General features: G+C 36.3%; 12 protein-coding genes. 3 read left to right on the top strand and 9 right to left on the bottom strand.

The features are described 5' to 3' along the window. Positions 1 to 736, top strand: a 736-nt coding sequence (locus tag E1171_RS17235) for a class I SAM-dependent methyltransferase (protein ID WP_155207297.1), incomplete at its 5' end; no start/stop codon positions are given. A gap of 44 nt (positions 737 to 780) precedes the next feature. On the opposite strand, the gene E1171_RS17230 is transcribed toward E1171_RS17235, so the two are convergent. The 7 genes from E1171_RS17230 to E1171_RS17200 form a co-directional block, all read right to left on the bottom strand. Continuing rightward, entirely contained in the window at positions 781 to 1,749 is a 969-nt protein-coding gene (locus E1171_RS17230; RefSeq protein WP_155207296.1) for a glycosyltransferase family 2 protein, read from the bottom strand. Continuing rightward, entirely contained in the window at positions 1,749 to 2,723 is a 975-nt protein-coding gene (locus E1171_RS17225; protein ID WP_187696513.1) for a glycosyltransferase family 2 protein, read from the bottom strand. Before E1171_RS17225 ends, E1171_RS17230 begins: the two co-directional genes overlap by 1 nt. 75 nt (positions 2,724 to 2,798) lie before the next feature. After that, on the bottom strand, positions 2,799 to 3,326 hold the full coding sequence (locus tag E1171_RS17220; RefSeq protein ID WP_155207295.1) for a DUF4199 domain-containing protein: 528 nt from the start codon (positions 3,324 to 3,326) through the stop codon (positions 2,799 to 2,801). Between the two features lie 212 nt (positions 3,327 to 3,538). Then, the gene (locus E1171_RS17215) at positions 3,539 to 4,063 is read right to left on the bottom strand and encodes a DUF4199 domain-containing protein (RefSeq protein WP_155207294.1); all 525 of its coding nucleotides are present in this window, start codon (positions 4,061 to 4,063) and stop codon (positions 3,539 to 3,541) included. Between the two features lie 83 nt (positions 4,064 to 4,146). Then, positions 4,147 to 4,668 (bottom strand): DUF4199 domain-containing protein, encoded by a 522-nt coding sequence (locus E1171_RS17210; protein ID WP_155207293.1) that lies wholly within the window; start codon positions 4,666 to 4,668, stop codon positions 4,147 to 4,149. Between the two features lie 126 nt (positions 4,669 to 4,794). Then, entirely contained in the window at positions 4,795 to 6,057 is a 1,263-nt protein-coding gene (locus E1171_RS17205) for a dihydroorotase (protein WP_155207292.1), read from the bottom strand. Position 6,058: 1 nt separating this feature from the next. Beyond that, positions 6,059 to 8,071: a BatA domain-containing protein gene (locus E1171_RS17200; protein ID WP_155207291.1), complete on the bottom strand. Its 2,013-nt coding sequence runs from the start codon at positions 8,069 to 8,071 to the stop codon at positions 6,059 to 6,061. Positions 8,072 to 8,228: 157 nt separating this feature from the next. Here E1171_RS17200 and E1171_RS17195 point away from each other — a divergent pair, with 157 nt between their 5' ends. After that, a complete protein-coding gene (locus E1171_RS17195) occupies positions 8,229 to 8,663 on the top strand; it encodes a hypothetical protein (RefSeq protein ID WP_155207290.1) in 435 nt (144 codons plus the stop codon). A 109-nt stretch (positions 8,664 to 8,772) separates the two neighbouring features. Here E1171_RS17195 and E1171_RS17190 read toward each other — a convergent pair whose 3' ends face one another. Then, the gene (locus E1171_RS17190; RefSeq protein ID WP_155207289.1) at positions 8,773 to 9,720 is read right to left on the bottom strand and encodes a YeiH family protein; all 948 of its coding nucleotides are present in this window, start codon (positions 9,718 to 9,720) and stop codon (positions 8,773 to 8,775) included. Between the two features lie 95 nt (positions 9,721 to 9,815). After that, positions 9,816 to 10,772 carry a LysR family transcriptional regulator gene (locus tag E1171_RS17185; protein WP_155207288.1) on the bottom strand — a complete coding sequence of 319 codons (957 nt, stop codon included), beginning with the start codon at positions 10,770 to 10,772 and terminating at the stop codon, positions 9,816 to 9,818. Between the two features lie 165 nt (positions 10,773 to 10,937). On the opposite strand from E1171_RS17185, the gene E1171_RS17180 reads away from it, so the two are divergent. Then, on the top strand, positions 10,938 to 11,741 hold the full coding sequence (locus E1171_RS17180; protein ID WP_155207287.1) for a DUF1295 domain-containing protein: 804 nt from the start codon (positions 10,938 to 10,940) through the stop codon (positions 11,739 to 11,741). Positions 11,742 to 11,928: the final 187 nt, after the last annotated feature.

Genomic DNA, 11,928 nt, shown 5'->3' with positions numbered 1-11,928 from the left:
GAAGGTTCCCAGAAAGTATCTACAACTTTTTAGCCATCATGCCCTAAAAGTGCTTTCCATTTTTTATATCGGTAATAAGGTGGAATGCAATGTATGTGGTCATCATTTCAGTTCTTTTTTGCCCTATGGCCGAAAACCACCAAGATCAAATGCCCTTTGTCCCAATTGTCTTACCTTGGAGAGGCATCGGTTGATGTGGTTTTTCCTTCAAAAGCATACGGATTTTTTTTCGGCCAAACATAAAGTCTTACATATCGCCCCAGAAATCTGTTTTATTGACAGGTTTGAAAAAATGGAGAATCTGGAATACACCACGGGAGATCTGGAATCGCCCTTAGCAAAAGTTCGTATGGATGTACATGATATCCCTTTTGGAGATTGCAATTTCGATGTAGCCTTCTGCAACCACGTAATGGAGCATGTGAAGGATGACTTAAGAGCAATGGGTGAAATATACAGAATTTTAAAGCCAGGAGGGTTTGCTATTATTCAATCCCCTATGGATTTCAACCTTAAAAAAACCTATGAAGACCCCTCCATCAAGGAACCAGCAGCCAGAGAAAAAGCTTTTGGGCAAAGTGATCATGTCAGAATGTATGGGTTAGACTACCAAAAAAGGTTGGAAAAAGCAGGTTTTAAGGTTACTCCTTATGATTTAAAAAAAGAGATTCCGGCGGAGAAGTACCAAAGATTTGCCTTGCCGGAACAAGAGATACTTTACTTTTGCGAGAAATAAGTGATTAAACTGAATATTAAATAATAGGTAAATTACTTTTAGGTTTAACTGTCCTCCTTTAAACCAAAGAACATTTCGTACAGAAAACCCAATCCATAAGCTGTTAACTGAACAAAAGAAGTAACCAAGCTCAAAACTCCGATCTTCAAACTTTTCCACTGAAAAGTAGCATCCAGCAAAATGGCCAAGCAGTAAAAAATTAAAAGAAGTGTCCCCAACTTAAATAGAGGAATACTCAACAAGGGCATGAGGAAATAGAAAAGGAGAGCTAGCACAAAAAAGGCAGGTAACAAATGAACTACTTTAATTCCCCCTGGCATATATTTTTTTCTTCTGATACGGGTCTGTCCAAAGGAAAAAATCTGTTTGAAAAATGCCTTTAAGTTGGTTCGTCTTTTATGATACACATATGCTCCAGAGATTAAACCCACTTTAAAGCCTGCCTGGTTAATACGCATGCTCCATTCAATATCCTCACCCATATCTCTAAGACGAAAACCACCGGTCTTTTGAAAAACCTTCCGTGATACCGCCATATTAAAGCTTCTGGGCTGAAAATTACCAACACCCTTTTTCTTTCCCCGAATTCCCCCGGTAGTAAAAAAGGAAGTCATCGCATAACTCATGGCTTTTTGTAAAGAGGTAAAATTCTTGTGGGCACGATCCGGGCCTCCAAACGCATCAAAAGGATATTGATCCAAAAATTTATCTACGGTATCAAAATAATGCTTGGGAATAAGGCAATCAGAATCAAATACTACAAAATAATCTCCTTTAGCTCTTTCAAAACCAAAATTCCTGCTAAAGCCCTGACCTGTATTTTCCTTATAGAAATATTGAAGATCTAACTGTTTTTCATATTTGGGAATCAAGTGATCGCATTTTTCAGATGAGCCATCCTCAACAACAAGCACTTCAAAATGGGTATAAGTTTGATGACAAAGGCTTTCCAATAACTCATCAATCTCATCGGGTCGGTTATAAACAGGTATAATTACCGAATACTTTCGCATCAATCTACTACTCCCACTTTTTCTGTAATCAAGTACTCTCCCTTTCTCCTTCCTGTAACCATAATCATTAATTCTGCCAAGAATCCAACTAAAAACAACTGAGTTCCTATGATAATTGCTACAAGGGCTAGAAAAAACAAAGGTTGCTCGGTAACACTCCGAGCTAACTCCCCTCTATATATTTTGATTAACTTGTTGGCAATAATTACCACCGTTATAATTGATCCCAACAAAAAAGAAAGTGTCCCTAGTGTGCCAAAAAAGTGCATAGGACTCTTCTTGAATCTAGACACAAAAGTAACCGACAATAAATCCAGAAAGCCAAAGATGAATCGTTCAAGGCCAAATTTGGTCACTCCGTATTTCCGCGCCCTATGCTCCACTACTTTTTCCCCTATTTTTTTAAAGCCGTTCCATTTGGCAATTACAGGGATGTAGCGGTGCATTTCCCCGTAAATAGAGATATTTTTTACTACTTCATAGCGGTAGGCTTTTAGTCCACAGTTAAAATCGTGAAGCTTTATTCCGGAAATCTTACTATTGACATAATTGAAAAATTTGGAAGGAATTGTTTTGCTCAGAGGATCATAACGTTTCTGTTTCCATCCGGAAACTAAATCGTATTTCTCCTCTTTTATCATGCGATACAATTCGGGAATCTCATCGGGGCTGTCCTGCAGGTCTGCATCCATAGTGATGACCACCTCAGCCTGGGCCAGTTTAAAACCCGTATCTAAGGCGGCTGATTTGCCATAGTTGCGATTAAATTTCACTCCTTTTACAGCACCATTTTCATTACCAAGAGCTTTAACCACCTCCCAGGAGCGATCGGTACTTCCATCATCGACAAGGATAATTTCATAAGTAAAGCCGTGCTTTTGCATCACACGGCTTATCCAATTTATAAGTTCTGGTAAAGATTCTTCTTCGTTGTATAACGGAACGACCACCGATAAATCCTTCAACTCCGGCATTTCTAATAATTATGACTACAACCTCAAAAACGAAAGTTATAGAAATACACAACCTTCATTTTACAAAAAAATGACCTATTCAAAATCAGGACGATTTTTCTTGGTAAAGATAGTAACTAAGAGGGATAAAATAAAACCACCAATCAAGGTAAAAACAGCAGCCATACCGCTCATAACTGTTGGTGTCATAAACTTAGCTTGCATTTCAATAGCCTGGTCTACCACATCATCATCTAACCCTTTTTTTTCCATTTGAAGGCGTCCTAATTCTAAGGCCTTAGCAATATACTCCGTATCAACATAGCTTACGTATACGAAAAAGAAAACCGCACCCAAAACCCCCGATAACAAGGCTACAATGGTACCCAGCCCTAAACCGGTCCCATACTTCATAAAACCATCATTTCTTTCTTTGTAGGCTTTATGGGCAAAAATCATCCCGATAATAAGGAACAAATAACTAAGGTATTGGAGACTTCCACCAATGTTAGGATCAAAGCTTAATTCCGTAACATTCAAAATCAGGGAAAAAATAATCAGCACTATGGAAGTGATTAAACCAAATTTAAATCCTATTTGCCAAACTGATGCTTTCTGTTCCATCTTTTAAATTTTTACAATTAATAAAAAAATAATTTCTCCAAAATATACCTAAAAAAAGAATATTTAAAAGGATAAATAGTTAATAAATCCTTCAAACAAGTAAAACCCACCCAATTTCCTTCTTATCTAATACAATCCTTTAAAAATATAAAAGCACCACTGACAAACCAGAGGTGCTTTTATATCTATTTTTTACTTTTACTAGATAACTTCTATCTTTTATTAAAGGCAGAAATCACCAAGCTCATCATTAATCCTATTAATGACAATATTACAAGTGAACAAATGAAAAGAGATTCAGGGGTAAAAAACGCCTGAATGCTTTGCATATATACATCTATCTGATCATCATCAAGCCCTTGAGCTTCCAAAGCACTTCTCATTTGTTCAACCATTTGGGTTAAAGCCTGAGGATCGGCAAATTTAGTTCCCACATAAACTAAAAGAGCCAAGCTTAACGCAAAAAAGCCCGAAACTACCATTCCAAGCTTAAATGCTTTCCCATAATTGATTAAACCATGGTGCTCATTTCTATAAGTCTTTTGAGCAAAAAATATTTCAGCCCCCAATATCAAATAAATTAGGGAATAAATCATCGGGTTGCCCACCATTCCTGTCATCCCCATTAAAAAATTAAAGACGAACATCATCAGAACCGTATAAAAACCGTAACGAATCCCCAGTGACCAAATACCCTTTCTCTTTTCAACTTCCTTGTGTATATCTTCGGTACTCATCCCTTAAAAAATTGTTATTCAAAAATCGATATTCAAAGTTGGATCTCTCCACAGCCCACACCACTCATAAGATCAATAGGGGTTTACTTTCTTAACACTATTGTTACAATTGGCGTAACTATAAGGCCTAAAAATAATTTGCCAATCAAAGCTTTAAAAAACAGATCAACAGCCGTAACATTTTTCAATTCTTCCAAACCCTGTGCCAATTGTTCTTGTGAAATGGTTTCAGGATTGGTAGATGCCACTTGCTTCATTCCTTCTGCTGCCTGCTGAATATACATGTCGAAAAACGGCTGCCCTGCAGACTTAATGAAAATAAAAACAAATGCGCCATAGACAAATCCAATTATACAATACAATATAAATCCTATTGACATCCCCTGCCAAAAACGTAGTTTACCTTCATTTTTTGAATCTCTAAACTCTCGGTTAGCAAAAAATATAAATACTAACATCAACAGAAAATCCACTATCACAGAGCTTGGATTTCCTACCGGGGAAATATTCGAAAAATATAGAGTTAAAAAAGGAACTATGGATATTAACGCTCCTATCAGGCCATATTTTATAGCCACTTTTACTAATGGGTGCATACTACTCATTATATACACTGATTTAAAAAATCAGAAAAAAATTAAGTCCTAAATTATAGAACAATTGCAAAAGGCTTTTAAATCTTCTAATGAGGAATGAAAAATACTTTTCCTTTAGAGGAAAGAAAAACCAAGTCAGTCCTCTATTAATAGTTCAACTTTATGATTATTAAAGACTCCTACCGCTTTTCCCGTTAATCGCTGACCTAATAATGGTGAATTAGATGAAAGGGAAGCATTATTCTTTTCGTTATACTCCCACTCCGCATTTGGGGCAAAAAGTGTCAAATTAGCCTGTTCTCCCTCTTTGACTTCTGGCTGATTTAGTTGCAAAAGTTTTCTCGGTGCCAAAGAAATTTTTTCAATAAGCATTTCCAATTCCAAACCCGACTGAATTAATAGGGGCAATACAGTTTGAAGCCCAATCATTCCAAACTCCGCCAAATCGTATTCAAGCTTTTTACTCTCCTGATCTTGTGGCATGTGATTAGAAACGATCGCATCTATTGTCCCGTCCAACAATCCTTGTTTTAGGGCTTCAATATCCAATTTTTCCCTCAAAGGAGGGTTAACTTTAAAGTTGGTATCAAAACTGGTCAGGGAACTATCGTCAAAAATCAATTGATAGGCTGCCACATCACAGCTTACTTCCAGACCTTTAGCTTTTGCCCTCCGAATGAGCTCTACAGAATGGGCGGAGGAAATGTTCGAAAAATGTATTTTCCCACCTGCATATTCCAATAACTGTAAATCCCGGTTAATAGCAATTTCCTCAGCCAACCGCGGCATTCCTTTTAAACCTAACAAGGTGCTATTAATCCCCTCGTTCATAGTGCCAAACTGGGTCAACAATCGATCTTCAGGTCTATTCATTAATAAACCATCAAATTTTTGGAGGTATTGTAATGTTTTCAACACTATGTCAGTATTCCACAGTGTTTTTTCTCCGTCAGAAAAAGCTATGGCCCCACTTTGATGAAGGTCAATCATTTCAGTAAGTTCTTTTCCTTCGGAATTAATGGTAACAGCTGCAATAGGGTGTAACTGCGTAAGACTATAAGGGTTAAGTGCTTTAATGTAGCTTAAGTCATTTTTTGATTGAATGACCGGAATGGTATTTGGCAAAATGGCTACTTCCGTAAATCCTCCCATGGCCGCGACCTTTCGCCCGCTTTTTAAATCTTCCTTAAATTCAAGGCCAGGATCACCAAAAGAGGCACGCATATCAAACCATCCAATAGAAAGTATTAAATCCTGACAATCAATTATCCTTTCGGCATCTATCGATTCCTCAGTAATCTTTTCAATTATTCCATCTTTGATCAGAATATTTTTCTTCTGCCCATGAAATGGTGATCGTTTATCACAAACCTCAACCCCCTGAAGCAATAATTCCATCCTACAAAAATCTGATAAGTAATATTTCAAAAAACAAAAAGGCCAAAGCCAGTAATAAGCATAACCTCCAAAGTTCAACCCCTGAATGGATAGACTTCATTTCTCTAAAAAACTCCATCGCATCCTTACTTTCATAAATGCTTACATTTTCATGATGAGCCAAAGCTACTTTCAGGTCTTTCCCATGAAATTGGTCAGGATAGGACTCCCGTTTATCATAGTTAAAGGACAACAAGCCTTTCAACTCATCCCGCAAAGATAAGTCATAAAAACCGGGAATTAATACATCTTTGGGTAATTCGAGGAATAAACCCTGAGCAGCACTTCTTTGAACGGGAATAATTTCCGCACCCGGCCTTTTGAGTTTAAATACGTCATCATTATCACTCCGTTCAATGCCTAGCATGACAAAGGGATCAGTCACCGAATAATATAATTGATCGCCGCCTTCTTTACTAAAGGAGGCAATTCTATAAAGAACCGGAACAAATATGGCATGCTTTTGAAAAGAAGTAAAAGCATCCCTAAAGGGGGTAGCAAAAAAATACACATTATCCTTAATTCCACCTCGTAAAAGAAAAGGCTCTCCTGTTTTATAGCTTATCAAAGACTCACTACCTCCCTGAAGTTTCATATAGGGTCTGGCTAGGGGCATTTCAAACTCCTCTTCTCTATTTTCAAAAATGTTTTCAAAAAAAGGGTTTTCTAAATCCAAGGAAGCCAGGTTTTGTTTTGGAGCAGAAAAGGCCGTAAAACTTTTGATTCGAATGTCCTCCAGATAAGAATAAGTAGATGAACGTGGATTTGATGAAGGAATAACTACTACACTCTTTCCTAAGGAAATAAAATCTTCTAACAATTCCCTAAGTGGTGCATCTAGCTTATCCACTTCATTTAAAATGATAAGATTTGATTGTGAAAGCTCATTATAATTTACATTTTCCTCTGTAAAGGCCCGAAATTCGAAAAGCTGAGTATTTCCAAAGGCTTTTCCCGGCAAAGGAGATGCATTCCGAGAATGAACTTCTGCTACGCGAATCTTTCCTTTCCGATCAAGGTTGAAATAAAAGTCATTATCAAAAGTCACAGGGAACTCCTCAAAACTCAACCGAAATTTACTATGATCCGGAAGATTATTAGGAAGATTAAAATGAATGGTTTTACTGTCTCCAACCATTAGGGTTAGGGATGCGGTATAATACTGAACCTCATTAATAAAGAGACGTACTTCCAAGTCTTCCAAATTACTATTTCCTTCATTCCGCAATACGGCTGACAATGTATTGTTTTCATGAGCAATTAAAAAAGGATTGTTTAGGAAAACCGTATCAACAAATACATTAGAAATCTCATTAAATTCTACAGGAATATAATGGTAATTAGCACCCTTTCTCAGGTTCCAGTTTTGGGGTTCACCTACAGTAGTCTTCTGAAAGTCAGATATAAAATAAAAATCAGCATTTTGGGCATCGAATTTTTCACTTTCAGCCTGAAGACGGCTTAATACCTGGTTAAAATCCCTACTAACTCCACTTAGATGAGTTTCCGTGACCAATTCCTTTACCTCATCTCCATTTTTAAAAAACTTGGAAGAAGAGCTAAATTCATTCGTAAGAAAAATATAATTAGTTCCTTTAGGATATAATGACAAAAGGCTGTTTACATAGGTCAACCCTTCCTCCAATCCACTTACACCATTCCGACTTTCATTGGACATACTCATCGAATTGTCCAAATAAATCAATACATCATTTCCATCTAGTTGTTCTTCTTTGGCGGGAATAAAAGGCTGAGTAAAAGTAAAAACCAAAAAAGCCACAAAAAACAAACGTGATAATAACACTAGCCAATGTTTTAACCTCAACTTAGAACTACTGGCCTCCCTCACCAATTGCAAAAACTGATTATTAGAGAAATAAACTTTTTTTGCCTTTCGAAAATTAAATAAATGAATAAGGATTGGTATAGATAAGGCCAAAAGACCCAATAGGAATTGTGGATAGAGAAAACTCATAGCATAAAGAAGCAGCAAATTAATGCTTTAAAAATAAGTAAATAAAAACATAAATGGGCAAAGAGAAGCGTAATTCCTAAACTTAATGAATCAGAAAAATCAGATTCTCCTTACCCCTTAACTTCACACTTGAGTCCATGGTTTTGCAAAACTAAACATGACAAAATATTTTCTATTTTTGCTCCTTTTAATAGGCTCGCTTATTATTTCCAATGGTTGTTCAAATACCAAGAAGAACCGATTAAATAAAAAAATAGAACGATTAGAAAATAAAGAAGTTAAAATCAATCAGAAGCAAAGGGCATTGATTGACCCAAAAATGAAAGCTCTGCGCAAACTACACCATCAATTTGAAAGGGGATCTATTGACCTATGTTTGTATAACGGAGATACAATATACGCTGTACAAAGAGATGCTTTAGGTGCCAATGTTATTCTCTATGATGTATATGGAGATAAAATAACCACCTGCGATTATGGTTATGAAAAAGTAGCCATTATCTGCAATAACCTCCGAAAATGCGAAACAATTTACCGCATAAAAAATAATGTTTGGAAACTCCCCGCCGTTAATAAATATAATTTACAGTGAAAAAGAGTTAAGATAGGGTCTTGGGAACGAAAGATTTTACCTCTCCTATTAAGTGACAGAAAAAATAATCCTGTCCATTCCTGAACCCGGTCAGTCAAGGTTCAAACAATCAAGAAAAGAAAGTATATATCATTCCCAGAGCCAGACCACCAATAACCAACCACAAAAGCACCGCTTGAAGAAGAGGTTTTGGCCCAACTGATTTCACTGTTTTAAAATTGAGACCTGCCCCAATTAAGAACAAAGTAAGGGCTAATCCTTGTTTTGAAATGGAAGTAATCCCACTATAAACGAAAGAATATTCTGGCAAAAAAGTGCTTATGCACATAGCCAAAATAAAGAATACAATAAAGTAAGGGATCTTAACTTTCCTTCGCTCTCCCTTAGTTAAGATAGTAGTCACCAATGAAAGTGGAATGATCCATAAGGCTCTTTCGAGTTTGACCGTGGTCGCTGTTTGCAAGGCTTCTTGACCATATTTAGCAGCTGCCCCAACAACAGAACTTGTGTCATGAATAGCAATAGCACTAAAAAGCCCAAATTGGTTTTGGTCCAACTGGAGTAAATGGCCGATTAAAGGAAAAGTAAATAAAGCAATTGAATTAAGAATAAAGATAGCCCCTAAGGCCATACTAATTTCCCTTCCATTAGCTTTAATTAGTGGGGAAACTGCCGCAATCGCACTTCCTCCACAAATAGCTGTTCCACTCGCAATTAAGAAAGATGTTTTTTGATCGACCCCTAATCTTTTCCCAATAAAAATCCCCACTAATAATGTAACAGCAATGGAAAATGCAGTAAATAGCAATCCTTCTTGTCCTACCTCAATAGCATGGTGTAAGTTCATACCAAAGCCTAATCCAACCACTGAAATCTTTAGTAACCATTGGGTAGCCTTATGATTTAAATCGGAAAAAGGATGTCCTATAGTTTGGGCTATTATTAATCCCAATATTAGTCCCAAAGCCGTATCAATAAAAGGTGTCAAACATAAAATACAAAACAGTATAAATATGATTTGGCGATAAAGGTGAGGTATTCTTTGAAAAACATTCATCTATTGTCGTTTTGAAAACTTCCAATAAGACAAATATCAGATTTATCAATAAAATTTGGAAATGAAAAAAAGTAAGAACCAATAACCAAAGGTTATTAGTTAGAAGAAGCAAAGCGCATAAAAAGCTCAGCAACTGGAAGAGGTTGACCCTGACGGTAAACAAATGAAAACATGCGGTTTATATCTATATTGTCCTCCAATTCTACAATCCGAAGTAAGTCTGCAGCTAATTCATTTCGAATGCTAAAAACTGATAAGAGGGCAAAGGTTTCAGAATGAAGCAGGTAGTTTTTGATACTTTCAGTACTTCCTAACCGCATATGGACGTTAAAATTGGAAAAATCTTGTTCATGTTGATGAAGGAAGTTTTCAATAATCTTAGAGGTTCCGGACCCCTCTTCTCGTACTAACAATGGAAGTTCCTTCAGTTCATTCAATGAAACCCATCCTTTTTTACACTGCTTATTGTGCTTGCTACAAACTAAAACAATTTCATCCTTCATAAAAGGGATGTATTTAAGGTCGGTATTGGTTCGGGCACCTTCAATAAGGCCCAAATGAATCTTTTTTGCTGTTAATAAATGTTCTATTTCCTTAGAGTTAGCATTGATCAGATCAATATTAATGTGTGGATATTGATGGTGAAATTTTGCTAACAAAGGAGGAATAACATATTGGGCAATGGTTGTACTGGCTCCCAACTTAAGTTGACCAGTAGTCTTATTTTTTAGGGAGTTTAAGTCGAATGTTAACTTTTGATATTGTTCAAAAATAATATGAGTATGTTTGAGTACTACTTCTCCTTCCTTTGTGAGAGAAACTTGTCTTTTACTACGATCAAAAAGAGTGACCTGCAGCTGTTGCTCCAATTCCCGTATTTGTTTAGTAACAGCAGGCTGACTTATACATAATTGCTCTGACGCTTGAGTGAAATTAAGTGTTTGAGCAACGGTATAAAATACTTTTAATCGAAAGTCAAGCATATATCTTCTTTCAGTTACGGTACTTCCTTCCTCACTGGGTTCTATATTTTCCAGAAAAAAAAGATCCATTTATTTTTCAAGGATTAACAAAGAAGTACTAAAAATCCCCGTCTTTCTAATACTTTAACCGTTTTTCCTCTGTATGATTGCTTTTTCATAAAATTAACCAATTGTTTTGAGTTTTTTTCTGTTCTTCAATTTACAAGTGAAGGGAAAAGCAAATCTAAAGCTCATATGTCATTTCCAGAATTACTACTTTATGGCTTTTTGGTGATTTTAATGCCGCTCACCTTTCTTTGGTTACTTAGTCTGCTCATTGAAAACGTAAGTACAGTAGATGTTTACCGCGGGGTAGGTTTTGTTCTGATCAGTATTTTTTACTTTTTAAATACCACAGGATTCGAAGAGCGAAAAATGCTGATTATGGCATTAGTAATGGTTTGGGGCTTACGTCTAAGCGCCTATATGATTTGGATAAACTTTGGGAAACCGGAACATCCCCGGCATCAAAAAATCAGACGCCAATTTGATCCTAAAAAATTCTGGTGGATAAGTTTTTTTAGAGTATTTTTTGTCCAAGGTATTTTGATGACCTTTGTTTCTATGCCATTATTGGGTGCCCAGTATTACTCCGGCACAGCATATTTCACAACTTGGGATAAGATTGGCCTATTGGTTTGGACAATAGGGTTTATTTTTGAAGCAGGCAGTGACTACCAAATGTTGAAATTTAAGGCAAACCCCAAAAATAAAGGCAAGGTTTTGCAAAATGGTTTTTGGAAATATAGCAGACATCCCAATTATTTTGGAGGAGCCCTGGTCTGGTGGGGGTATGCGTTGATTAGTATTGGTGGTGGAATGTATTTTCCCGTAATTAGTGCTGTTTTTGTAACATTTTGGTTCCTTAGTTTTACCCATTGGAACTTGGTAGAAAAATCTCGCAGAAAAGGGAGCTCTGCTTATGAGGAATATGTTCGAAAGACTAGTAATTTTTTCCCCTTTCCCCCGAAACGTAGATTAAGGGTGACTGAAAAGTAAAGCTTAGATTGGTTACCATTATTAAATCATGATTAGCTTTTAACTATTATTGAATTTACAATAAATTATTATTTTATCTTTCGGAGGTTACTTGATAAAGTCTTTTTTTAAAGATTTTTCGATTGGAATTTTGATATAGGTTCAAACAATGTTATAGTTGCGAAAAAAGAATTTTAGCGATAAATTA

This window comes from Xanthovirga aplysinae, from assembly GCF_009711365.1.
Classification (GTDB): Bacteria; Bacteroidota; Bacteroidia; order Cytophagales; family Cyclobacteriaceae; genus Xanthovirga; species Xanthovirga aplysinae.
Note: the sequence above shows the minus strand (reverse complement) of the source record. Positions and strands in the feature narration are given on the sequence as shown.

Coding starts and splice junctions, on each gene's coding strand:
- E1171_RS17230 (WP_155207296.1), bottom strand. CDS start 1,749: ATGCGAAAGTATTCGGTAATTATACCTGTTTATAACCGACCCGATGAG.
- E1171_RS17225 (WP_187696513.1), bottom strand. CDS start 2,723: ATGCCGGAGTTGAAGGATTTATCGGTGGTCGTTCCGTTATACAACGAA.
- E1171_RS17220 (WP_155207295.1), bottom strand. CDS start 3,326: ATGGAACAGAAAGCATCAGTTTGGCAAATAGGATTTAAATTTGGTTTA.
- E1171_RS17215 (WP_155207294.1), bottom strand. CDS start 4,063: ATGAGTACCGAAGATATACACAAGGAAGTTGAAAAGAGAAAGGGTATT.
- E1171_RS17210 (WP_155207293.1), bottom strand. CDS start 4,668: ATGAGTAGTATGCACCCATTAGTAAAAGTGGCTATAAAATATGGCCTG.
- E1171_RS17205 (WP_155207292.1), bottom strand. CDS start 6,057: ATGGAATTATTGCTTCAGGGGGTTGAGGTTTGTGATAAACGATCACCA.
- E1171_RS17200 (WP_155207291.1), bottom strand. CDS start 8,071: ATGAGTTTTCTCTATCCACAATTCCTATTGGGTCTTTTGGCCTTATCT.
- E1171_RS17195 (WP_155207290.1), top strand. CDS start 8,229: ATGACAAAATATTTTCTATTTTTGCTCCTTTTAATAGGCTCGCTTATT.
- E1171_RS17190 (WP_155207289.1), bottom strand. CDS start 9,720: ATGAATGTTTTTCAAAGAATACCTCACCTTTATCGCCAAATCATATTT.
- E1171_RS17185 (WP_155207288.1), bottom strand. CDS start 10,772: ATGGATCTTTTTTTTCTGGAAAATATAGAACCCAGTGAGGAAGGAAGT.
- E1171_RS17180 (WP_155207287.1), top strand. CDS start 10,938: ATGTCATTTCCAGAATTACTACTTTATGGCTTTTTGGTGATTTTAATG.